We start from the raw sequence: 22,480 nt of genomic DNA, 5'->3' as shown, positions 1-22,480 counted from the left end.
GCTACGCCCCGACGTCGCGCCTTTGCAGCGCAACCGCGCTCAGCAACACAAGTCCTGCCGAGATTCCCCATAGCCAGCCGGCGGCGGCCCAATCCGCCCCATTGGTCACCGGTGAGTTGCCGTAGGCCCAGTGATAAGGGGAGAGATTGAGGAGCCATTCGACGTCCGGACTTTGACGCCCGACGGCGTTGAACACGTAGCCTAGGACGCCCACCGCCGCACCGGCTGCCAGCCCGAACGTCTTTCGTCCGCTTATGGCACCGACGAACAGTGCTGTCGTGCCGCTCAAGAGGGCCAGCCCTGCAAAGAGGACAGTGGCGCCGAACAGGTTTTGCGGATTGATTTTGAGCCGGGCCGATTCATTGAGCATAAGGACTACCGAGAAGACGATGGCCGAGAGCAGCGCGATGCGCAGTAGCAGCGACAGCGCCCTTTCCAGCACAACCTGGGTGCGTGTGACCCCGTGTGCCAAAGTCAGTTCCAACTGGCCCGATTCCTCGTCGCCGCCCACAATGGCAGCGCCCCACGACACGGAGGCGATGGTCATAAGGAGGAATCCAATGAGTCCGTACACCGTTGCCTGGGTGTAGCCCGGTCCGGTTGCGATCTGGTCGTAGTTCAGAGCCTTGGTCATTTCGCGCGGAAGGGAATCGATCATGACCTGCATCTGAGAGCTGCTGCTGATTGACGGGAAGATTGGCACGTAGAGGGCGATCACCGCTGCAAGGCCCGCTGCCCAGCCGAGGGTTGAACGCCAAGGGTCGAGGAAAGCGCGCCTGAAGAGAGGCATTTTCCTATTCATTGCCGGTTCCTTTCATTGCCTCCAGCGGCTTCCGGGCCGTGCCGTTGCGCTTGCCGTTGCCTGAATTTCCCGTGTGTCCGTACAGCTTCAGTACCGATTCCTCCAAGTCAGGCTCTTCCAACACCAGGTCCTTCAGCTCAAGCGTGGACAGTGCTTGCACCAACGGTTGGATGCCGCCTTCTAGAACCGCGGACACCTCGACGCCGTCACCCGCTTTGAGCACCTCAAGCGCCCCGACGCCGGGTACCCGGCCCAACAGCGCACCGGCGTCGTCTGCCGTGATGCCGCTGGCTGTGAGCCGCAAGTGCCGGAGGGCGGTTTCGCGGAGGGCATCCACCGTGGCTACGGTGACGATTTTGCCGTCCCGCAGGATCGCCACCTCGTCCGCGGCCTGCTGGACTTCGCTGAGGACATGCGAACTCAGGAAGACGGTTTGCCCGTTGTCGCGGGCTTCCCGCACCATGGCCAGGAACTCCTGTTGGACCAAGGGATCCAGCCCGCTGGTAGGTTCGTCCAAAACGAGGAGCTCGGGGCTGTGCATGAAGGCCTGGACCAGCCCAAGCTTCTGCTTGTTGCCCTTGGAAAGCTTGCGCGTGTGGCGGTCGAGGTCCAGGTCCAAACGCTCAGCGAGTTCGTCGATGCGTCCGGGTTTCACCGGACCGCTGATGGCCGCGTAGTGGTCCAGGAGCCTGCGCCCGGTGATGCGCTGCTCCAGGAACAGCTCGCCCGGGAGGTAGCCGATCCTGCGCCGTAGCTCAGGTCCTGAGTGGCGCGGATCTTCGCCGAGCACCTGAACATGTCCACCGCTGGGGCGGATGATGTCCAGCAGGCAGCGCATGGTGGTGGTCTTGCCCGCACCATTGGGGCCGATAACGCCGAACACGCTGCCCGGTTCGACGCTGAAGTCGATGCCGTGCAGGACTTCCCGCCGCCCGAACTTCTTGCGCAGTCCTTCGACGACGATTGCCTGTCTCATGATGCGGTCTCCGTTCCGGTGGGTTCCGGCGCCCGTGCCTGCAGTGCTGCGCGCGCGGCATCGAGGAATCGGGTGTCGGTGTAGAAGCCGTTGGTGTAGAGGTCAACGGTAGGGAGCGTCAGTGCGCGGAGCATGTCCGGACCCAGCTCGCTCGTCCCGACCGCCCGGGCCGCGTGCCTGCCGAGCACCAGCATCGAGAGGCTATTCGTCGCGACCACGACGGCGGTGGTTGCCACATCGTCGAAGGCCCGGATAGTGCCGCCCGCGATTCCGGCGTCGATGATGGCCCGGGTCTGGGCCACCACGCCGTCAAAGAAGGCGTCGGCGGCGTCGGACTCGTCGCTGAGGGACTGCCGGACATATGCGATCTCGTGGGCGTATTGCTCGGGGTGGGACAGGAAGTTCCGGATCTGCGTGCCCACTGCCTGAGGGTCGGTTTTCTGGATGCCCTGTCCCGCGGTTTCGGCCAACACATGCGTGTCGCAGGCTTCTCGGAGACCGGCTTTGCTGCCGAAATGGTGGATCACGAGGCCCGGGCTCACTCTTGCCTCGGCGGCGACGGCCCGGATGGTGGCGGCGGCGAAGCCTTGCCTGCCGAATAAGGCAATCGCGGCGTCCCGGATGCGGGCGCGGGTGTTGAGATCGTCAACCATTGAACGCATGTTTAACATACTAAACATGCGTTCAATGGCTCGCAAGGCTTAGGTGATTTCTCCCCAACCGGCTCCGCTCGACCGGGTCCCAGCCGCCCGCCGTCGTGCTTTATTCCCGGTTTGCCGGGTAGCGAACAGAGGCGACTTAGGCGGCGCGGTCGCGTACCGTGGAAGCATGGCTACAATTGACATCACCGGGGAGCAGTTCGCATCGACCATCGAGGGCAACGACATTGTCCTGGTGGATTTCTGGGCTGCGTGGTGCGGCCCTTGCAGGCAGTTTGCCCCCACCTACCAGGCCGCTTCCGAGAAGCACGACGATGTCTTCTTCGCCAAGGTGGACACCGAGGCCGAGCAGCAGCTCGCCGCCGAAGCCGGCATCTCCTCGATCCCCACGCTCATGGCCTTCCGCGAGAAGGTCCTCGTGTTCTCCCAGCCGGGCGCGCTGAACGGACCCCAGCTCGAGCAAGTCATCGAGGCCGTCAAGGGGCTCGACATGGATGAGGTTCACGCGCACATCGCAAAGCAGCGCGCAGAAAACTCCTAGAGGCGCTCGAGCATCACAGGCTCCGCCAGCAGTGCGCTGAGGGATTCGTTGAGGTCCTGGACGGCGATGCCCTTGGAGTGGATGTCGAGGTGTTCCTCGGAGGCCCACTGCTCGGTCAGGATCAGCTTGTCCTCGTTGGCTTCGGTGAGCTCGTAGCGGATGCAGCCGGGTTCGTTCACCACCTCGTCGATCGCGATTTCCAGCGCGAGCTTGACGCGGAAGAATTCGCCGTCGTTGGGAATGAACGTGGCCTGCAGGTCAATGGGTGCACTCATGGGATTCACATTACCGGCTGGCCCGGAAAGGCCCTGAAATATTTTGTAGGACTTCCAAGCAAAAGTCTTCTCTTGGCCCCTCGGAGTTGGTAGCGTGCGTTCATGCTTTCCTACACAGCCGGGGACACTGACGTCCCGCTGCTTGAAGAGACCATCGGCGCCAACTTTGAACGCGTCGCGGCGCGGTTTCCGTTGCGGGATGCGCTGATCGAAGCCGCCGTGGTGCCCGGCGATGAGGCGCGGCGCTGGAGCTACGAAAAGCTGAACGACGACGTCGACCGGCTCGCGCGTGCGCTGCTCGCCAAGGGCGTCGCCAAAGGCGACAGAGTAGGCATCTGGAGCCCGAACTGCGCCGAGTGGACCATCCTGCAATACGCCACGGCGAAGGCCGGCGCGATCCTGGTCAACGTCAACCCGGCGTACCGCAGCCACGAACTCGAATTCGTGGTCCGCCAGAACGGCATGCGGATGCTGGTGGCCGCTCCATCGGACAAGAACAGCGACTATGTGGGCATGGCCCGGGAGGCCTTGGCCAGCTGCCCCGAGCTTCGGGAGCTGGTCTTCCTTCCCGATCTGGGACTGGACATGCTCAACGCAGGCGAACCGCAAACAGACGCCGAGCTGACGTACGCCGAACTGCTCAAGCACGCGGACGACGTCGCGCCCGCAGCGCTCAAGGCTCGCATGGCGGAACTGGACCCGCACGATCCCATCAACCTGCAGTACACCTCGGGGACCACCGGCTTCCCGAAGGGTGCCACGCTGACCCACCACAACATCCTCAACAACGGCAACCAGATCGGCAGGCTGCTGGGATATACGGAACGCGATCGGGTGGTCCTTCCGGTGCCGTTCTACCACTGTTTCGGCATGGTCATCGGGAACCTGAATGCTCTGAGCTACGGTGCAGCCACCATCATTCCCGGCCGCGGATTCACGCCGGCCGCAGCACTGGAAGCCGTGCAGGATTTTGGCGGGACCTCGCTGTACGGCGTGCCCACCATGTTCATCGCCGAGCTGGCTTTGCCGGAGTTCGCCTCCTACGACCTCTCCACGCTGCGCACCGGCGTCATGGCAGGCTCTCTGTGCCCTATCGAGGTCATGGAGCGTGTCATCTCCGAGATGAACATGCGGGACGTAGCCATTTGCTACGGAATGACAGAGACTTCGCCCGTGTCCACTATGACCCTCGCGGCGGACACCCTGGGGCAGAGGACCACGACAGTAGGGCGCACGATGCCCCGGCTCGAGTCCAAGATCGTGGATCCAGGCACCGGTGAAACCCTGGAGCGCGGCGGGATCGGTGAACTGTGCACGCGGGGCTACGCCGTGATGGCAGGGTATTGGGGCCAGCCGGAGAAGACAGCCGAGGCCATCGACGACGACGGTTGGATGCATACCGGCGACCTCGCCCGGATGGATCCGGACGGTTTCATCGTGATCGAAGGCCGTATGAAGGACATGGTCATCCGCGGCGGCGAGAACGTCTATCCCCGCGAAATCGAGGAGTTCCTGTACAGGCATCCCGCCATCCAGGACGTCCAGGTTATCGGCGTTCCGGATGCCAAGTACGGCGAGGAGCTGATGGCCTGCATCATCCTCAAGCCGGGAGCAGCCTTGGAAGTGGACGGAGTACAGGAGTTCTGCCGCGGCAAACTGGCCCACTACAAGATCCCGCGCTACGTGGACATCCGGGAGAGCTTCCCCATGACAGTGTCCGGCAAAGTGCGCAAGATCGACATGCGCGAAGAAGCGATCGCCCGCCTCGGACTCTGACCTCTGATTCCGACGCGGAGTCACTTACGGCCCATGTTGCTGCCCGGCATGGGCCGTAAGTGACCCCGCGTTGGCGTGGTTGGAAGTCTGCCTGTGGATAACTCCTTGTCGGGGTCCGTTTGCGGCCAAACTGGATCCCATGGTCCGCATCATTCCGCTGCCGAAGGAACTCAGTAACCGTCCTTTCACGGTCTATGAATCCCGCGTGCTTGGCGTCGCTCCGAAGCGGCTCCGGGCCAAGGACGTGTCCGACGGCGGCCGCCTGATCTACTTGCCTGCGGGTCGCGAGTTTGAGTTTGCCGAAAGGGCACGGGTGCTCGCCGCGGCAACACCGGGCGCCTGGGTGTCCCATGAGAGTGCCGCGATATTGACCCGCCTCGGCCTTCCTCCGTGGCTGGGCGGCGGCGAGACGGTCCACCTCAGCAAGCCCCATGCGCTTCCCAGGGTCCGACGAACCGGAGTGACGGGGCACCGAGTCCGTGTCCTCCCGGACGAAGTCACGGAAATTGACGGAATTCCTGTGTCCTCTCCATCCCGGACGTGGCTTGACCTGGCGCAGCAGTTGCCGTTGCGGTACGTGATTGCCATGGGAGACCAGTTAATCCGCGTGCCCCGGCCCGGCCTTGAAGGAAGGACGGACCCCTACGCGAACAAGGACGGGCTGCGGCTCCTGATTCGGCAGCATCCGAACATGAAAGGCGTCGAGAAGGCCCGGCTTGCCCTCGAAGACATGCGCGTCGGGGCAGATTCGTTTCCGGAGACATTCCTGCGGCTGGCCATGGTGGATGCGCGATTGCCTGAACCGGAACTGCAGCTCCGCCTCGATCCGGGCGATCCGTGGTCTCCTTCCGCGGACCTGGGGTACCGGCGATTCCGGATCGCCGTGCAGTATGACGGTGCCCCGCATCTCACGCGGGAACGGCAGACAAGGGACAACCGGAGGGACGAGGCTTTCACCAGCGCCGGCTGGTCCTACTTCAAGGTCAACGCCGATGACCTGGCCGAAGGGTTCACCGGCCTCATTGTCCGGATCAAGCAGGCGAAACCCTCAACGCGGGGTCACTTACGGCCGATGCCGGGCGGCAACATGGGCCGTAAGTGACTCCGCGTTGCTAGTGGCCCCGGTGGTCCTGGATGGTCATCCGCGGTCCGAACGTCGGCTTGCGGAAGCCGCTGAGTCCGAGCATCCGGACTACCCGCTGCCGGTGACCGCGCCAGGGCTCCAGGAGGGCGATCATTCCGGCGTCGTCCGTCTTCCTGCCCGTGAGCGCATAACCGATGTACGAGGCCAAATGGTAGTCGCCCACCGCGATCGAATCCGGGCAGCCATGGGTTCGTTGGACGACCTCGGCAGCCGTCCAGATGCCAATGCCAGGAATCGTCTGCATCTTGGCCCCGGCCTCCGCCGCGCTGAGTGAGGCGAGCCGTTCGAGCGCGACGGCGGATCGCAGCGCCCGCATGACTGTTGCAGAACGCTGGGGACCCACGCCGGCCTTGTGCCATTCCCATGAAGGAATGGCCAACCATTGGGCGGCGGTCGGCGCGACGAGCAGGCCCGACGGCAGGCTCGACGTCGAAAGGCGGCCGCCGCTTGGCGCTGCAGTCCCGTAACGGTACATCAGGTAGCGGTAGCCCCGACGGGCTTCGATAGTGGTGACCTTTTGCTCAAGAATCGTGGGTACGAGGGAGTCCACCACACGGCCGGTGGTAGGCAATCGGACGGCGAGGTTCCGGCGTCGGGCTTCCCTGACCATCCGCGGAAGAGTCGCATGGAACGCAGCCTCGTCAAAGCCGGACCAGTCGTCCCCGCTCCCCAACAGCGCAGGCACAGAGGCGATTGCCGAATCGGCGCCGGAGCCCCAAGCCTGGGCATCGACATGCGTGTCTTGGCCGGTTCCCGCGGCGGTGAGGCGCAAGGTGGCCGGACCGTCCGGCGTAGTGAACGCCATCCACACGCCGTCCTGCCGCGCAGCGAACGACGGATCGCCGTTGCCGCGCATGAGGATTCCGAGGGTCTGCAGAAGGTCGAAAGGGCCGCCGGAGTGCCATCGCACCGACGCGTCGGCCGCAGCCGCTGCGGCGGGTGGGGCATCGACGATGGTCATTCATTCATGGTCGCATGCTCGTCCGACAACACTCCAAAAGTGCGGCGTTCAAGCCCCTTACGCCGCGAAACCCACACGACTAGACTCCACGTGTGGCGCGGGGCGTCTGCGCCTTCCATGACAATTTCAGGAGAACGCAATGGCCGGTGTTGTGCATTTTGAAATCCCCGCGGACGACAAGGAGCGGGCCAACACTTTCTACCAGGGTGCCTTCGGCTGGATGCTCAACCCCATGCAGGAGATGGACTACACGATCGCAATCACCACGCCGTCAGACCCGCAGACGGGCATGCCGAGCTCGCCGGGGGCCATCAATGGCGCACTTTTCCCGCGCTCGGAAGAGCTGAAGACGCCCATCATCACGGTCGACGTGGAAGACATCGAGGCATCGCTTGGCCAAATCGAGAGTGCGGGCGGTTCAGTGGTCAAAGGCAAGGATGCTGTTCCGGGAATGGGCTACTACGCCTATTTCAAGGACACTGAAGGCAACATCCTGGGCCTCTGGCAGACCGACTCTTCGGCAGGAGGCACTGCACCGGCTGAGTGAGTCGGTTGCCTATTCTCCGAAGCGCCCGCGGGCCTCCGCCGGAATCAATGGCTTCTCGGCACGGACCTTGAGTTCCTGCACCGCCCAGGTGTTTCCGTCCGGATCGCTGAAGCCGAAGAACGTGCCGCCGTCGCGCTCGTCAAAGACGGTGATTTCGCTGGCCTCGACTCCGCGGCTGAGCAATTCCTCGCGCGCAGCACGCGCATCCGCCACCACAAGTTGAAGGCCCCGCATGGAACCCGGCGCCATCTCGCTCTGCGCGGGGAGGTCTCCGACGACGATCGAACATCCGGAGCCCGGCGGGGTCAGCTGCGCCACGTGCATGTGCTCGTTCGTGGTGTTGTGGTCGAGGTTGAAGCCCACTTTGTCACGGTAGAACTCGATGGCACGGTCAATGTCACTCACGGGGAGCACAACCACTTCGAGGGTCCAATCCATGGTGCATGTCCTTTCCTTGGAGGGTGTTCCCGCTAGCTTGCCCCGCGAGGCCGTCCTTTGGCTAGACGCGAAGCGGACGCGGACCCGCCGCCGCCCCGACCCTCCGCTGCACAGAAGCAATCCCGACCAAGCGGTAACTTGGTACCTATGAAGTACGCCCAGTCCGTCCTGGACCTCATTGGCAATACACCGCTCATCAAGCTCAACCACGTGACCGGGGACATCAAAGCCACCATTCTGGTGAAGCTCGAATATGTGAACCCCGGTGGCTCGATCAAAGACCGCATCGCGGTGAAGATGATCGAGGAGGCAGAGCGGGACGGAAAGCTCAAGCCGGGCGGAACCATCGTGGAACCGACCTCGGGCAATACCGGCGTCGGACTCGCCCTCGTGGCCCAGCAAAAGGGCTACAGGTGCATCTTCGTTGTCCCGGACAAAGTGGGCGAGGACAAGCGTGCTGTGCTTCAGGCGTACGGCGCCGAAGTTGTGGTCACTCCCACTTCTGTGGCCCCGGACAGTCCGCAAAGCTACTACAGCGTCTCCGACCGGCTCGTGTCGGAAATCCCCGGAGCCTACAAGCCGGACCAGTTCTCCAACCCCGCCGCCCCCGGCAGCCACTACGAAACCACCGGGCCAGAGATCTGGCGTGACACCGACGGGAAGATCACCCATGTGGTGATCGGCGCGGGCACAGGCGGCACCATTACCGGTACAGGGCGGTACCTCAAGGATGTGTCCGCCAACCGGCCGGAGTCAGACGGCGGCCGCGTCAAGGTCATCGGCGCAGACCCGGCAGGCTCGGTCTACTCGGGCGGCACCGGGCGGCCCTACTTCGTGGAAGGCGTCGGCGAGGACATGTGGCCGGCCAACTACGACAAGACCGTGCCGGACGATGTCATTGCCGTCAGCGACGCCGACTCCTTTGAGATGACCCGGCGACTGGCCCGCGAGGAAGGCCTCCTGGTCGGCGGGTCATCCGGCATGGCAGTAGTTGCCGCGTTGCAGGTGGCCAAAGACCTTGGGGAGGAAGCCGTCGTCGTCGTGATCCTGCCGGACTCCGGGCGCGGCTACCTGGCGAAGATCTTCAACGACAAGTGGATGCGCTCCTACGGTTTCCTCTCCGGCGGGGAGGAAGCCTCGGTTGGCGAGGTTTTGAAGTCCAAGACGGGCGAGATGCCGGACCTTGTCCACATTCATCCCAACGAGACCGTGCGCGATGTCATCAACATCATGAACGAATTCGGGGTTTCGCACATCCCGGTCCTCTCGCAGGAACCGCCGGTGGTCATGGGCGAGGTCCTCGGCGCCGTCGATGAGCGCACGCTGACCTCCAAGCTGTTCCGTGGCGAGGCGAAATTGACCGACAAGATCTCCGAGCACATGGGGGAGCGCCTGCCGGTCATCGGTTTCTTGGAAACCATCTCCGCCGCGCGCGAGCTGCTTTCCGACGTCGACACTGTCATGGTGACGTTCGTCGGAGCTCCCGTGGGCATCCTGACCCGCCACGACCTTCTCGCCTACCTGAGCAACTGACACTAGGAGTACATATGTCTGCAAACGAAGCAGGATTCAACACCCGTGCCGTCCACGCCGGCCAGGCCTTCGAACCGCGCACCGGCGCCGTGGTCCCGCCGCTGCACTTCAGCTCGACGTATGCCCAGGACGGCATAGGCGGTTTGCGGGACGGCTACGAATACGGCCGCGGCACCAACCCCACCCGCGATGCCCTGCAGGAACAGCTCGCCGCGCTCGAGGGCGGAACCCGCGCCTACAGCTTCAGCTCGGGCCTCGCCGCCGAGGACTCCCTGATCCGCGCCGTTGCCCGGCCCGGCGACCACATCGTCCTTGGCAACGACGCATACGGCGGAACGTACCGGCTCATCAACCGCGTGCTCGGTGAGTGGGGCATCGGCAACACACCAGTGGACATGTCCAACCTTGACGCCGTTGCGGCGGCCGTCGCGGCGAACAAGACCCGCATCGTCTGGGTGGAGACTCCTTCCAACCCGATGATGAAGATCACCGATATCGAGGCGCTCGCCAAAGTAGCGCACGACGCCGGTGCCCTCCTTGTCGTCGACAACACCTTCGCTTCGCCCTACTTGCAGACCCCGCTCGCCCTGGGTGCCGACGTCGTGGTCCACTCGACCACGAAGTACATCGGCGGCCACTCGGACGTCGTGGGCGGAGCGATCGTGGTCAAGGACGCCGAACTGGCCGAAAAGATCGGCTTTGTGCAGTTCGCTGTCGGCGCCGTGTCCGGACCTATGGATGCGTTCCTGACCACCCGGGGCCTCAAGACGCTCGGCGTGCGCATGGACCGCCACAGCGAGAACGCCCAGGCCGTGGCTGAATGGTTGCTTGAGCGCCCCGAGGTTGAAGCCGTGCTGTACCCGGGCCTGCCTTCCCACCCGGGCCACGAGCTCGCGGCCAAGCAGATGAAGAAATTCGGTGGCATGATTTCCGTGCAGTTCAAGGGCGGCGAAGCTGCGGCCCGCAAGGTGGCCGAGTCCACCCAGGTCTTCACGCTGGCCGAGTCCCTGGGCGGCATCGAGTCCCTCATGAACTACCCCTCGGAGATGACGCATGCTTCGGTCAAGGGCACCGAGCTGGCCGTTCCGGTCAACCTGATCCGGCTTTCCTGCGGCATCGAGGACGTCGAGGATCTGATTGCTGACCTTGAGCAGGCGATCGGCAACATCACGGACTGAAGCCCCCTCCATTCCTGACCTTCTTTGATCAACGGATCGGCCGGGACACGCGATCACAGCGGCGTGTCCCGGCCGATTTGCATTCAAACATGGTCAGGAGTGGAGTGCCCGTCGCAAGAAACCTAGCTTTCTTTAGAAAAGCCAGCTAATCTCAAACCATGCCCTTACGATCCGATTGGTCCGAGCGGACGTGCAGCCTGGCCCGCGGCCTCGATATCCTCGGAGACCCTTGGGGAAGCCTGGTGCTGCGGGAGGTCTTCTTCGGCAACGGTCGCTTCGACGCCATCAAGACCCGGCTCCACATCGCAGACAACGTCCTCAGCAAAAGACTGGGTTGGCTGGTTGAAGCGGGCCTCCTTGCCCAACGGGCCTACCTGGATGGCGCCCGCACGCGCCAGGAGTACGTCCTCACCCCGAAGGGCGAAGATGCCTTGCCCGTCTTGAACGCCATCATCCTCTGGTCCGAGAAACATCTCGATGCCCCGGCCGACAATGCCCACATGCGCGTGATCCACAACGGTTGCGGACTGCCGACGGCGTCGGCCGACACGTGCTCCCACTGCGGGTCCCGCCTGACCGCGGCCAACACCAGCTGGCATAGCCTCACGCGATCCGAACACCCGTTGGCCTTGGCCACAGCTCCTCCCAGACGCGACCTCCCGAACGAATCGGAGCCCTCCGCATGACCGCACCCAACCCGACCAGACTTTCAGCTGGCAAGACTCCGCGGAAACGGCGCCTGCACCCCGCCTGGATGGTGGCCGCCGTCGCGTTCCTGGCACTTGTGGGCGCAGCCGGATTCCGTGCAGCGCCCGGGGTGCTCATGGTGCCGCTGCAGCAGGAATTCGGCTGGTCAACAACCGTCCTGTCGCTCGCCGTCAGCATCAACCTGGTGTTGTTCGGCCTCACGGCGCCCTTCGCTGCCGCGCTCATGGAACGCTTCGGCATCCGCACCGTCACCTCGATTGCCCTCTGCCTGATCGGCCTCGGCTCCGCGCTGACGGTGTTCGTCAACCAGTCCTGGCAGATCCTGCTGACCTGGGGTGTGCTGATCGGGCTCGGTACCGGCTCCATGGCCCTCGTTTTCGCGGCCACCATCGCCAACACGTGGTTCTCCAAGAACCGCGGACTGGTGATCGGCATCCTGACGGCGGGCAGCGCTGCCGGCCAGCTTGTGTTCCTGCCCTTCATCGCGGTGCTCGCGCAGAGCCCGGGGTGGCGCGGCGCCTCGCTGCTGATCGCAGCCGGAGCGCTTGCCGTAGTGCCGCTCGTGCTGCGCTGGCTCAAGAACTCGCCCGCCGACGTCGGGGTCCAGCCTTACGGTGCCGAAGAAGAACAGCCGACGACGGCGGATGCCGCCCCTGTCGCGGACGCCACCCAAGCTGAAGGCGCCAAGACGCCTAACGCGGCCGTGCGGGCCCTGCAGGTCCTCAAACGCGCCAGCAAAGTGCGGACCTTTTGGGCACTGGTTGCCGGTTTCGCCATCTGCGGTGCCACCACCAACGGCCTGATCGGCACCCACTTCATTCCCTCGGCGCACGACCACGGAATGCCGGAAACCACCGCAGCAGGCTTGCTGGCCGTCGTCGGGATCTTCGACATCGTGGGCACCATCGCTTCCGGGTGGTTGACGGACCGCTTCAATCCCAAGGTGCTCCTGGCCGTCTATTACCAGTTCCGCGGGGTCGGGCTGTTGGTGCTGCCCGTGCTTCTGGGGTCCACGGTACAACCCAGCATGATCCTGTTCGTTGTGGTCTACGGCCTGGACTGGGTAGCCACTGTACCCCCGACGGCGGCCATCTGCCGGAAGGTGTTCGGGGCGGACGGTTCGGTGGTGTTCGGCTGGGTCTTCGCCGCGCACCAGCTCGGGGCCGCGGCCGCCGCGTTGCTCGCAGGTTACATCCGGGACGCCACGGGCCACTACACCTATGCATGGATCGGCGCGGCAGCGATGTGCACGGTGGCCGCCGTCATCAGCGCCACAATCCGCCAGGATACAAAGAAGAAGGACGCGGGGAAGAAGGAACCGGTTCCTGTGGGAGCCTGATCCTCGCGCTGGAAGCTAGCGGAAAGCCGGAACCCCCGTGATGTGTTGGCCCAGGATCAGCGTGTGTACCTCGTCCGTCCCTTCGTAGGTGCGCACTGATTCCAGGTTGTTGGCATGGCGCAACGGCGGGTAATCCAGCGTGATGCCGTTGCCACCCAGAATGGTGCGGGCTTCGCGGGCGATCTTGATTGCCTCGCGCACATTGTTGAGCTTGCCCAACGAGATCTGTTCCGGTCGCAGTTTGCCTGCATCCTTGAGCCGTCCAAGATGTAGCGCGAGCATGGTGCCCTTCTGGATTTCCAGGACCATGTTCACGAGCTTCTCCTGGGTCAACTGGTAGCTGGCCAAGGGTCTGCCGAATTGCATGCGGCTTCCGGCATATTCGAGCGCGGCCTCGTAGGAGTCACGGGCCGCGCCCATGGCACCCCAAGCAATGCCGTATCGCGCCTCGTTGAGGCAGGAGAACGGGCCGCGGAGGCCAACGGCACCCGGGAGGAGGGCTTCCGGACCGAGCCGGACGGCGTCGAACACCACATCGCACTGGATCGAGGCGCGCATGGAGAGCTTCGCGTCGATGGGAGTCGCCGTGACTCCCGGAGTTCGGGCGGGAACCAGGAAGCCCCGGATGCCGTCGTCAGTGTTTGCCCACGCGATCATGACGTCGGCGATCGATGCCATCCCGATCCAGCGCTTCGAACCATTCAGCACCCAGCCGGCGTCGTCGCCCGTCCCGTCGCGTCGCGCAAAGCTGGCCATCGACGACGGATCCGAACCCGCCGTCGGCTCTGTCAAGGCAAAACAGCCGATCAGTTCGCCGGCTGCCATGCGCGGGAGCCATTGCTCCTTCTGCTCTTCGCTGCCCCACTTGTGGATCGCCGTCATGGCCAGGGAGCCCTGGACCGATACGAAGGTCCGGATGCCGGAATCGCCGGCCTCGAGTTCCATCGCGGCGAGGCCGTATTCGACGGCGGTGCGGCCCGGGCAGCCGTAGCCCTCCAGGTGCATGCCGAGGACGCCGAGTTCGCCGAGTTCCGCCGGCAGTTCCCGCGGGAACACCGCGTCCTCGTACCAGCGGGCGATGTTCGGCCGGATCCGCTGGTCGGTGAAATCACGTACCTTCTCGCGAAGCACCAGTTCCTCGGGGCTCAAGAGGGAATCGAGGGCAAGGACATCGGAGGTATTCGTCGTTGAATGGCTCATGCCAGCATCCTAAGGCCGGACATGTTCCCCGAAGCGTCCTGCAGAGACCGTGGACGCGGGCGCGGCACCCGCGCCGTGCCAGAATTGAGCCATGGCCGCCGCGGACGTGAACGCAATAGGGCTGCAGCTTCGGGCAGCCAAGGGGATCGGGCGACGCCGCATCCTGGCAGGCCTGGTCCTGGCCCTGCTGCTACCCTCTGCCATCGAAGTCATCGTATCCGTGCTGGAATACCGGAACTTCGCCATGATCATGCTCTTCCAGCTGGCCGTCTCCGCCGCCGTTGCCGCAATCGGGGGATTATGGCCGGCCGTGGTCTCCGCCGTCCTCGGCAGCATGCTCTTGAACTACTTCTCGGCCGAACCGGTGGGCTCCCTATCGATCGCGGATCCCGCCACGCTTCTCACCTTGGTCATCTTCCTTGCTGTGGCGTGCGGAGTGGCGCTCGCCGTCGGTTTGGCGACCCGACGGGCCCAGGAGGCCGCGCATTCCGGCGCCGAAGCAAAAGCCCTCAGCGAATTGGCCCTTCGTATCCTGAGCTCGGACGGCAGCCTCGAGTCTTTCCTGGACAAGATCCGCGTCAACCTCGGCATGGAGGCGGTGACGCTGCTCTCCACCTTCGACTCGCCGGACGCCCCCGGACCCAACTGGCAGGTCCTTGCAAGCTCCGGGCTTCAACCGCCGGTGACCCATGCGGCAGCCGACCATGCCGCCGTCGTCGATCGCAACTACACGCTCCTGCTCCGGGGCGGGCCGCTTTCCGAACAGCATCGGCGCATGCTCGCGGCGTTCGGCGCCTTCGTGGTGGCGTTGCGGGAGCGCCAGCAACTCGTCAAGAGCAGGCAGGACAACGTGCGCCTGGCCGAAGGCAACAAAATGCGGACCTCGATCCTGCGCGCCGTCTCCCATGATCTCCGCACTCCGCTGGCGGGCATCAAGCTTGCTGTCAGCAGCCTGCGGCAGGAAGACGTGACCTTTGCCCCCGAAGACGAGCGCGAACTGTTGGCCACCATCGAGGACTACGCGGACCGCTTGGATCACTTGGTGGATAACTTGCTGGACATGTCCCGGATCACCGCGGATGCCGTGAACCCGCTGCTGCGCGGACTGGGCTGGCACCAGATCATGCCGGAGGCTTTGCGAGGCGTGCCGGGGGAGCGCATCCGCAACGAGCTTCCGGCCAACCTTCCGTATGTAGAGGCCGACGCCGGGATACTGGAACGCGTCGTGGCGAACCTCGTGGAAAACGCAGTGAAATACGCACCTGACTCCGATGTTGTGCTGGTCGCCCGGACCGGAGCGGGCATCACGGCGGACGGTCGGCCGGCCAGCGAACTGCGGGTGATGGACCATGGTTCGGGGATCGCGCCCGCGGCAGTCCTGGAGCTTTTCCAGCCTTTCCAACGACTCGATGATTCTCCATCCAGCCGGGACGGCCGCAGCGGAATCGGTTTGGGACTCGCTGTCGCCAAGGGATTCACGGAGGCCATGGGCGGTACGCTCATGGCTGAGGCGACGCCGGGAGGCGGGCTGACCATGGTGGTCACACTCCCTCTGTGGACAGGAGGGCGGCCTTGAACCTCGTGCTGATCGTGGAAGATGAGGCGCAGATCGCCCGCGCGATGCAAATCAATCTCCATGCCCACGGCTACCACGCCATCAGCGTGGGCAACGGCGCGGATGCGCTTAAGGCGGCGGCCCAGCAGCCCGTGGACATCGTGGTGCTCGACCTTGGGCTTCCGGACATGGATGGCGTGGATGTGATCAAAGGAATCCGCGGCTGGAGCAGCATGCCCATCATCGTGTTGTCCGCCCGGCACGGTTCGGAAGACAAAGTAGAGGCCCTCGACGCCGGAGCCGACGACTACGTGACCAAGCCTTTCGGCCTGGACGAACTGCTGGCCAGGCTCCGTGCCGCCTCGCGGCGGGCAGCGCCCCGGCACGAAGTGCCGACGCTCCAGACCGCCGACTTCCTGGTTGACCTGGCCGGAAAGAAGATCACCAAAGACGGCGCAGAAGTGCGGCTGACACCCACGGAGTGGAACATCCTGGAATTGCTGGTGCGCAACGCCGGCCGGCTGGTCAGCCAGCAGCAGATCCTCACCCAGGTCTGGGGACAGGCCTACGCGAAGGAGACCCAGTACCTGCGTGTCTACATTGCCCAGCTCCGGCGCAAGCTCGAACGCGACCCTGCACAGCCCCGCCATCTCCACACCGAGGCCGGCATGGGATATCGCTTCGATCCGTAGCTGCGTACGTAGACTGTAGTTATGGATACCGCATCGTTGCTTGCTGTTTGCCGGGTATACGAACTCCTGCCCGATCCCGAAGGGTCGGTCGGAGTGACGGCCATTGACAAGCGCCCCGTTGACGGGCCGGTGAAGGTCCACAAGCTGGGAATCCACGGAGACATCCAGGCGAGCCGGATCCACCACGGGGGCGAGGACCAAGCGCTCTATGCGTACTCCCAGGCGGATGCGGATTACTGGGCGGGTGAACTCCAGAGGGACATGCCCGCCGGGATCTTCGGGGAGAACCTCCGCGTAGCCGGGATCGAGACGAGCGGTGCCGTGATCGGCGAACGGTGGAAGATCGGCCTGGACGTCGAAGTCGAGGTCACCTCCCCGCGTGTGCCGTGCGCAACGTTCCAACGCCGCATGAATGAACCGCAGTGGGTCAAGCGGTTCACGGAAGCTGGACGCGTCGGCACCTATCTGCGCGTGGTGAAGACCGGTTCCATTTCGGCCGGGGACTACATCCACAAACTGTTTGTGCCGAAACATGGCATCACGGTGGGGCAGTGGTTCAGCAACCCCAACCTCGATGACATGCAGTTGCTCCTCGACGCAGAGGCCGACGGAGAAGTCCTGCTTCAGTCCGACTACCACGACAGCTTCGAAAAGCTCATGCGCCGCAACGGGGTGGACGCCTGATCCGCCTTCGAACGACGTCCTCGAACGGACGTCCTGAGGGGCGCCCTTGAGGGCGCTGGTGGCGGGTTTGTGCGCAAGCTCACCGCCGCCGTCGACCGTTATGTCGCCAAGGGACTAATCTGTGCCCTACACTTGAACTATCCCCCACTCCGGAAATCCCTTTTTCCTGCCCAATTCTTGAGGCAGGACTGGTCAGTGTTGGGGCCCGCAAAATGTGTGTGGGCAGTTTCATAGGGAGAGCCGGGCGAAGAAAACGCTGTACAGACTGCTGAGATAGCAGCCAAGAGATGCAGCGGGAAGTCCTGCCATGGGATTGCGACAGCGCCGGACTTCTTGCGAGCACCAGGGCCTTCGGGTTCTTCTGTTCGCAACGTGTACTGCGGCCAAGCCCAACCGGGCCGCGCCGACTGGCCCCCTATGGATGAGGAAACTTTCCCCTATGCCCGAAAACCTGAACGACCCGTTCGTCGCCGAGTCTGCTGAAGAAGCAGAGACCGCCGTCGAGATCGCCGAAACCGCACCTGCCGCTGAATTCATCGAGGCTCCGGCCCCGGTTGAGGCTCCTGCCTTCACTGAGGCACCCGCTGAAGCTGAGGCACCCGCAAAGGCTTCGGCCTCGGTTGAGGCCCCGGCCGAATCACCCGTCGAAGAAGAGGAAGAGGGCGTCCGCTTCGTCGACCTCGGAATCGACCCCCGCGTCCTGGCGGCCCTGCAGGACGTCGGCTACGAGAAGCCGTCTCCGATCCAGGCAGCAACCATTCCGCTGCTGCTCGAAGGCCGCGACGTCGTCGGCCTCGCCCAGACCGGCACCGGTAAGACTGCAGCATTCGCAGTACCGGCACTGTCCCGCCTGGCCGAACTCCACGACCTCAACGGCCCGTCCCGCAAGACCCAGGCCCTGGTTCTCGCCCCGACCCGCGAGCTTGCGCTCCAGGTTGCCGAGGCCTTCACCTCGTACGCCAAGCACATCGATGACTTCACGGTTCTCCCTGTCTATGGTGGCTCCGCCTATGGCCCGCAGCTTGCTGGCCTGCGCCGCGGTGCACAGGTTGTTGTCGGTACCCCGGGCCGCGTCATCGACCACATCTCCAAGGGTTCCCTGGACCTGTCCGAGCTGCAGTACCTCGTACTGGACGAAGCCGACGAGATGCTCCGCATGGGCTTCGCCGAGGACGTTGAGCAGATCTTCCAGCAGACCCCGGAAGACCGCCAGGTCGCGCTGTTCTCCGCCACCATGCCGAGCCAGATCCGCCGCATGTCCAAGCAGTACCTGAACAACCCGGCCGAGATCTCGGTCAAGTCCAAGACCACCACCGGCGCCAATACCCGCCAGCGGTACCTGCAGGTCATGGGCCCGCACAAGCTCGACGCGTTGACCCGCATCCTCGAGGTGGAAGAGTTTGACGGCGTTATCGCCTTCGTGCGCACCAAGATGGCAACCGAGGACCTGGCTGACAAGCTGAAGTCCCGCGGCTTCCAGGCCGCCGCGATCAACGGTGACATTCCACAGCAGCAGCGCGAACGAACTGTCGACGCGCTGAAGGAAGGCCGCATCGACATCCTGGTCGCCACCGACGTCGCGGCCCGCGGCCTTGACGTTGAGCGCATCAGCCACGTGGTCAACTACGACATCCCGCACGACACCGAGTCTTACGTCCACCGCATCGGCCGTACCGGCCGTGCAGGCCGTAGCGGCGACGCCATCCTGTTCATGACGCCGCGGGAGAAGTACCTGCTGCGTTCGATCGAGAAGGCCACCCGCCAGCCGGTTGAGCAGATGCACCTGCCCACCGCCGAGACGGTCAACACCTTGCGTCTGGGCAAGTTCGCAGACAAGATCACCGAGACCCTCGAATCCGAGGACGTTGCCGCATTCCGTGACTTGATCTCCTCCTACGAAGAAGAGCACAACGTTCCGGCTTCGGAGATCGCCGCTGCACTGGCCGTCATGGCACAGGGCGGCCAGCCGCTCCTGGTCAAGGAACTGCCGGCTGCGCCGGAATTCCAGAAGCGCGAGCGCTCCAAGGACGGTTTCGGTTCCCGTGGCCCGACCCGCACCCTGACCGAGGGCAACGCCACCTACCGGATCGCCGTCGGACGCCGCCAGCGCGTCATGCCGGGTTCGATCGTTGGCGCCATTGCCAACGAAGGCGGGATCTCCTCGGCACAGATCGGCGGCATCGACATCCGCTCGGACCACTCCCTGGTGGAGCTTCCGGCGGACTTGAGCCCCGAGCAATTGCGCGCACTGTCCCGCACCCGGATCGGCGGCGAGCTGATTCACCTCGAGCTGGACAACGGTCGCAAGCCTGCCTCTGACCGTGGCGGCGAGCGTGGCGGTTACTCCGGTGGCAGCCGCGGCGGCGACCGTGGTGGCTACTCCGGTGGAGACCGTGGCGGAAACTTCAAGGGCAACGGTGGCTTCAAAAAGGAGTTCCGTAAGACCGAAGGCGACCGTGGTGGTTACTCCGGTGGCGAGCGTTCCTCCGCTGACCGCGGCGGTTACTCCGGTGGCGAGCGTTCCTCCGCTGACCGCGGCGGCCGTTCCTACAGCGAGCGCAGCGGCGCCGGTGCCGGCGCCGGAACGGGCAGCTACGCCGACCGAGGCGCACGCAAGCCGCGCACTGGCGGCGACGCTGGCAACCGCGATTTCAACCGCAAGGGTAAGTGGTAAACAGGACTAGTTCCTGGGTTTTTGCCAGAGGCCGGCTTTCGAGCCGGCCTCTGGCTGTTTAACGACGGCCCGCCTTTAACGCCGGCCCAGGTCCCGCGCACGCCTGACTGTACCGTTTTCCCCATGTTTGACGGCCCAGAGGATCGAGAATGACCGACCCGCCGCGTCGTAAACGCTTTCCCAAACCAAACATGGGGAAGACGCGCGGCCCGCGGGTGTGGAAAGGTGGGTTCATGGGTTTCCTTGATGGGTTGAAGAAGAACCTCGGCTTCGACAAGGCCGAACACAAGCGGACTGGACGGGCCTCTGAGGCCCCGCGGGAGGCCGCTCAAGCCTCAACGGGGGAGACGGTCCAAAGAGCTAGGCCCGAGGCGTCAGCGGAAGCTCTCGCGGCTCCCGGCCCCGCAGTGCCCGACGCCGGTGCTCCCGCCCCCGGCGCAGGGCAGGTCACCGAAGTCGTAGTGGAGGCAGACGATACCCTGAGCGGCATCGCCATGCAGTTCGGCGTCGACTTGGATGCCCTGATCGCAGCGAACGCGGATACCGTGCCCAACCCGGACCACATCTACCCGGGCCAAGTGCTCCGCCTGCCCTAATTCGGACGCTTTCCGGCTCAAGAATCCGGTGCGGATGCAAATTGTGTCGGCGCCGTTTTTCCTTGTCCCGCAGCCGATTTGTGGCCTGAGAAATCGTCCGGTAGAGTATTTACTCGTTGCCCCCCTAGCTCAGTGGTAGAGCGCGTTCTTGGTAAGAACGAGGTCACCGGATCGATTCCGGTGGGGGGCTCTGAATGAGGGCCTGTGTCAAGGCGGTTTTTGACCGGCTTGACGCAGGTTTTTCTCATTCGTGGCGGTGTAGCTCAGTTGGTTAGAGCGCACGACTCATAATCGTGAGGTCGGGAGATCGAGCCTCCCCACCGCTACAGTTTCCGCAGGTCAGAGGCGTTTCGCTTCTGGCCTGCTGCTGTTTTAAGTACCTGATCCAACGGAAACCCAACTAATTCATTAGTTCGGTCATTCCTTGGAGTTCTTTTCGAGATACGCTTCGAGAACCCGGATCGCCTTGTCGACGTGGTCCTTCAGTTCCCCTGGTTGGCTGTTGTCGGCGATGGTAGGGTAGCGCAGCCTGACGTACTCCACCTTGAGTTCAGATCCCGGATCTCGAAGGCGGGCACGCGTCGCTTCGTCGCTTCGGCGTCGAGGCCACGGCCGAACTCATAGTGCGTCAGGCATGCGGCCACGATGTAGATGCCCTTTCGTCGCGGCCGTGCCCCGTTCAGCCGGAGGCTTCCTCGCTCTCCCCGTGCTCGGTGAGGATCTCGGCGAGGGTGGCGAGGTTGGCGCGCATCTGCCGTGCATACGCCTTGTTCACGAGTGCATCGGCGACACGGCCGAAAACTCCGCCGAGGCCCGCGCCGGATTCCAGGCGGTAGGTCAGCCGGGTCCCCCCGGTCTCGGGGGTCATTGTGTAGGTGCCGGTGAAGTCGATTTTCCCTTCCACGGACTTGACGACCTGCTTCGTGGGGCGCTCGTTCTCTGTCACCTCGACAACCCAGTCGAAGGTCCGGCCTAGGATCTTGCTCCTGCCCTTGAACCGTGACCCGACGCGGACGGGGCCGTCGCCTTCGAGTTCGCTGGTCAGGATGGTGGCGTCGTACTCGGGGAGGTGTGTGGGGTCGTTGAGGTAGTCGAAAACCACCTCGGGCGGGACGGGGATGACGATGCTCTCGTCGGTTACGGGCATTGGTCTGTTCTCCTTCGGGGGATTTTTCATGGGGCAAGGTGATGTTGGCCGGTCTTAGAAGCACCGGAGCGTGGCGTGAGTACCGGGACTGCGGCGGATGGGGACGGCATTCTCTATGAACAGTCGCCCCGTAGTGCTCGCTGATTAGCCGCCGTTGTGGTTCACGTACGCATCGCATTGCCCTTGGTTCTTGAACTGTGGATAGTTCGTCCAGCCGCCGTCCTTGCATTGGTTCTTGCTTGTGGGACTGGGGTTGCATCACCCATCGGGCGGAGACCATGCGTTTCGGATACGGTACGGGTGAACCCTGACGTGGGCGCGTTCGTGCCGCCCACACCGGGCCGGGCTTGGGCGGCAAGGCACGGGGAAGACCATACTCAGTCCGTTTGGCAATCGCTTGAGTGGTCACCACTTGTTAATGGCGGCACATTTCCTCGCGAGGATCACTCGTTACGTGGTCCGTGTCCCGGCAGGTAGCCAACGGTGCCGCGATCTCGCAGCACCTCCGGACGATCCTTCCGAATCAAGGGCAGGGGCCGTTCGCGCGGGGCCGCTACCTACTGCAGGGCAATTCGCTGTCTGTATGCAGGGAGGATGCCCGGCAGTATATTTACATTAGGTCTCTGGCTACCGAAGTTTCACAGCTTGCCGCTTGGGGGCGCCTGCGAACCGCAAGAATCGTAGGCAACCATGCCGCCGCAAAGTACTCGGAAAGGTTTTGCTCAACACCCCATGATGCTTGTTCTGGGGATTCTTTTGAGCGTCGGATTGCTGCACGTGCCCGGTGAGCCGATACGTGCCCATCTTGAAATCACGACGGACAGAGTACTTCCTCAGGGCAGGACGCAAGTCCAGACGGATGATCCCTGGAGCAGTTTCCCGCTCGATTCCCGCGAACTCTGGAAGTTCCGGCTAACCACCAGACATTGAGGCATTCCAGCGTTGCCTATTCCTTCGTAGGCGGCGAATCGCTCGGATCTGACCTTCTCCTCGGTAAAGGGGCTCTTCGCATTTAGGCATGGTTGGTCTGTTTGATTCGGTAGGGGCGGTGGCCG

The 22,480-nt window shown here is 63.9% G+C and carries 22 protein-coding genes and 2 tRNA genes; 15 read left to right on the top strand and 9 right to left on the bottom strand.

Annotated elements, in window-relative coordinates:
• Position 1: 1 nt before the first annotated feature.
• Genes AC4CS3_RS11400 through AC4CS3_RS11390 form a run of 3 tightly spaced genes read right to left on the bottom strand, consistent with a single transcriptional unit; the run spans position 2 to position 2,440 of the window.
• The gene (locus AC4CS3_RS11400; RefSeq protein ID WP_490783564.1) at positions 2-802 is read right to left on the bottom strand and encodes an ABC transporter permease subunit; all 801 of its coding nucleotides are present in this window, start codon (positions 800-802) and stop codon (positions 2-4) included.
• A complete protein-coding gene (locus AC4CS3_RS11395) occupies positions 795-1,778 on the bottom strand; it encodes an ABC transporter ATP-binding protein (RefSeq protein ID WP_490783563.1) in 984 nt (327 codons plus the stop codon). Before AC4CS3_RS11395 ends, AC4CS3_RS11400 begins: the two co-directional genes overlap by 8 nt.
• Complete coding sequence (locus tag AC4CS3_RS11390) at positions 1,775-2,440, bottom strand: TetR/AcrR family transcriptional regulator (protein ID WP_490783562.1); 666 nt, start codon at positions 2,438-2,440, stop codon at positions 1,775-1,777. The genes AC4CS3_RS11395 and AC4CS3_RS11390 overlap by 4 nt, the downstream gene beginning before the upstream one ends.
• 166 nt (positions 2,441-2,606) lie before the next feature.
• Between AC4CS3_RS11390 and AC4CS3_RS11385 the strand changes: the two genes are divergently transcribed.
• A complete protein-coding gene (locus tag AC4CS3_RS11385) occupies positions 2,607-2,978 on the top strand; it encodes a thioredoxin family protein (protein WP_490783561.1) in 372 nt (123 codons plus the stop codon).
• On the opposite strand, the gene AC4CS3_RS11380 is transcribed toward AC4CS3_RS11385, so the two are convergent.
• Positions 2,975-3,253 (bottom strand): putative quinol monooxygenase, encoded by a 279-nt coding sequence (locus AC4CS3_RS11380; protein ID WP_490783560.1) that lies wholly within the window; start codon positions 3,251-3,253, stop codon positions 2,975-2,977. The two genes, AC4CS3_RS11385 and AC4CS3_RS11380, sit on opposite strands and share 4 nt — an antisense overlap.
• Before the next feature lie 102 nt (positions 3,254-3,355).
• Here AC4CS3_RS11380 and AC4CS3_RS11375 point away from each other — a divergent pair, with 102 nt between their 5' ends.
• Positions 3,356-5,029 carry an AMP-binding protein gene (locus AC4CS3_RS11375; RefSeq protein ID WP_490783559.1) on the top strand — a complete coding sequence of 558 codons (1,674 nt, stop codon included), beginning with the start codon at positions 3,356-3,358 and terminating at the stop codon, positions 5,027-5,029.
• A 139-nt stretch (positions 5,030-5,168) separates the two neighbouring features.
• Complete coding sequence (locus AC4CS3_RS11370) at positions 5,169-6,131, top strand: hypothetical protein (protein WP_490783558.1); 963 nt, start codon at positions 5,169-5,171, stop codon at positions 6,129-6,131.
• A 10-nt stretch (positions 6,132-6,141) separates the two neighbouring features.
• Here AC4CS3_RS11370 and AC4CS3_RS11365 read toward each other — a convergent pair whose 3' ends face one another.
• Entirely contained in the window at positions 6,142-7,134 is a 993-nt protein-coding gene (locus AC4CS3_RS11365; RefSeq protein ID WP_490783557.1) for a DNA-3-methyladenine glycosylase family protein, read from the bottom strand.
• Positions 7,135-7,273: 139 nt separating this feature from the next.
• On the opposite strand from AC4CS3_RS11365, the gene AC4CS3_RS11360 reads away from it, so the two are divergent.
• Positions 7,274-7,681, top strand: coding sequence for a VOC family protein (locus tag AC4CS3_RS11360; RefSeq protein WP_236812371.1), 408 nt, complete (start codon positions 7,274-7,276; stop codon positions 7,679-7,681).
• A 9-nt stretch (positions 7,682-7,690) separates the two neighbouring features.
• On the opposite strand, the gene AC4CS3_RS11355 is transcribed toward AC4CS3_RS11360, so the two are convergent.
• Positions 7,691-8,119, bottom strand: a complete 429-nt coding sequence (locus AC4CS3_RS11355) for a VOC family protein (protein WP_234757283.1) — start codon at positions 8,117-8,119, stop codon at positions 7,691-7,693.
• Positions 8,120-8,266: 147 nt separating this feature from the next.
• Between AC4CS3_RS11355 and AC4CS3_RS11350 the strand changes: the two genes are divergently transcribed.
• The 4 genes from AC4CS3_RS11350 (at position 8,267) to AC4CS3_RS11335 (ending at position 12,877) form a co-directional block, all read left to right on the top strand.
• Entirely contained in the window at positions 8,267-9,652 is a 1,386-nt protein-coding gene (locus AC4CS3_RS11350; RefSeq protein ID WP_236812368.1) for a cystathionine beta-synthase, read from the top strand.
• A gap of 14 nt (positions 9,653-9,666) precedes the next feature.
• On the top strand, positions 9,667-10,830 hold the full coding sequence (locus tag AC4CS3_RS11345) for a cystathionine gamma-synthase (protein ID WP_437771114.1): 1,164 nt from the start codon (positions 9,667-9,669) through the stop codon (positions 10,828-10,830).
• Between the two features lie 158 nt (positions 10,831-10,988).
• The gene (locus AC4CS3_RS11340; protein WP_490783556.1) at positions 10,989-11,516 is read left to right on the top strand and encodes a winged helix-turn-helix transcriptional regulator; all 528 of its coding nucleotides are present in this window, start codon (positions 10,989-10,991) and stop codon (positions 11,514-11,516) included.
• Positions 11,513-12,877, top strand: coding sequence for an MFS transporter (locus tag AC4CS3_RS11335; protein ID WP_490783555.1), 1,365 nt, complete (start codon positions 11,513-11,515; stop codon positions 12,875-12,877). Before AC4CS3_RS11340 ends, AC4CS3_RS11335 begins: the two co-directional genes overlap by 4 nt.
• Before the next feature lie 15 nt (positions 12,878-12,892).
• Here AC4CS3_RS11335 and AC4CS3_RS11330 read toward each other — a convergent pair whose 3' ends face one another.
• Positions 12,893-14,077, bottom strand: a complete 1,185-nt coding sequence (locus AC4CS3_RS11330; RefSeq protein ID WP_490783554.1) for an acyl-CoA dehydrogenase family protein — start codon at positions 14,075-14,077, stop codon at positions 12,893-12,895.
• Positions 14,078-14,168: 91 nt separating this feature from the next.
• Between AC4CS3_RS11330 and AC4CS3_RS11325 the strand changes: the two genes are divergently transcribed.
• From AC4CS3_RS11325 to AC4CS3_RS11295, 7 genes are all read left to right on the top strand, one after another.
• Entirely contained in the window at positions 14,169-15,653 is a 1,485-nt protein-coding gene (locus AC4CS3_RS11325; RefSeq protein ID WP_490783553.1) for a sensor histidine kinase, read from the top strand.
• Positions 15,650-16,324: a response regulator gene (locus AC4CS3_RS11320; protein WP_236812356.1), complete on the top strand. Its 675-nt coding sequence runs from the start codon at positions 15,650-15,652 to the stop codon at positions 16,322-16,324. Before AC4CS3_RS11325 ends, AC4CS3_RS11320 begins: the two co-directional genes overlap by 4 nt.
• A gap of 21 nt (positions 16,325-16,345) precedes the next feature.
• The gene (locus tag AC4CS3_RS11315) at positions 16,346-17,008 is read left to right on the top strand and encodes an MOSC domain-containing protein (protein ID WP_345448680.1); all 663 of its coding nucleotides are present in this window, start codon (positions 16,346-16,348) and stop codon (positions 17,006-17,008) included.
• Positions 17,009-17,447: 439 nt separating this feature from the next.
• Positions 17,448-19,682 (top strand): DEAD/DEAH box helicase, encoded by a 2,235-nt coding sequence (locus tag AC4CS3_RS11310; RefSeq protein WP_490783552.1) that lies wholly within the window; start codon positions 17,448-17,450, stop codon positions 19,680-19,682.
• 233 nt (positions 19,683-19,915) lie between these two features.
• Complete coding sequence (locus AC4CS3_RS11305) at positions 19,916-20,278, top strand: LysM peptidoglycan-binding domain-containing protein (RefSeq protein WP_490783551.1); 363 nt, start codon at positions 19,916-19,918, stop codon at positions 20,276-20,278.
• Positions 20,279-20,396: 118 nt separating this feature from the next.
• Positions 20,397-20,468, top strand: a tRNA-Thr gene (locus tag AC4CS3_RS11300).
• Between the two features lie 62 nt (positions 20,469-20,530).
• Positions 20,531-20,604: transfer RNA gene (locus tag AC4CS3_RS11295), tRNA-Met, on the top strand.
• A 91-nt stretch (positions 20,605-20,695) separates the two neighbouring features.
• Here the strand turns inward: AC4CS3_RS11295 and AC4CS3_RS11290 are convergent.
• The gene (locus AC4CS3_RS11290; protein WP_490783550.1) at positions 20,696-20,821 is read right to left on the bottom strand and encodes a hypothetical protein; all 126 of its coding nucleotides are present in this window, start codon (positions 20,819-20,821) and stop codon (positions 20,696-20,698) included.
• A gap of 136 nt (positions 20,822-20,957) precedes the next feature.
• Positions 20,958-21,425, bottom strand: a complete 468-nt coding sequence (locus AC4CS3_RS11285; protein ID WP_490783549.1) for an SRPBCC family protein — start codon at positions 21,423-21,425, stop codon at positions 20,958-20,960.
• Positions 21,426-22,480 lie beyond the last annotated feature (1,055 nt).

Source organism: Arthrobacter sp. SE2, assembly GCF_058244265.1.
Note: the sequence above shows the minus strand (reverse complement) of the source record. Positions and strands in the feature narration are given on the sequence as shown.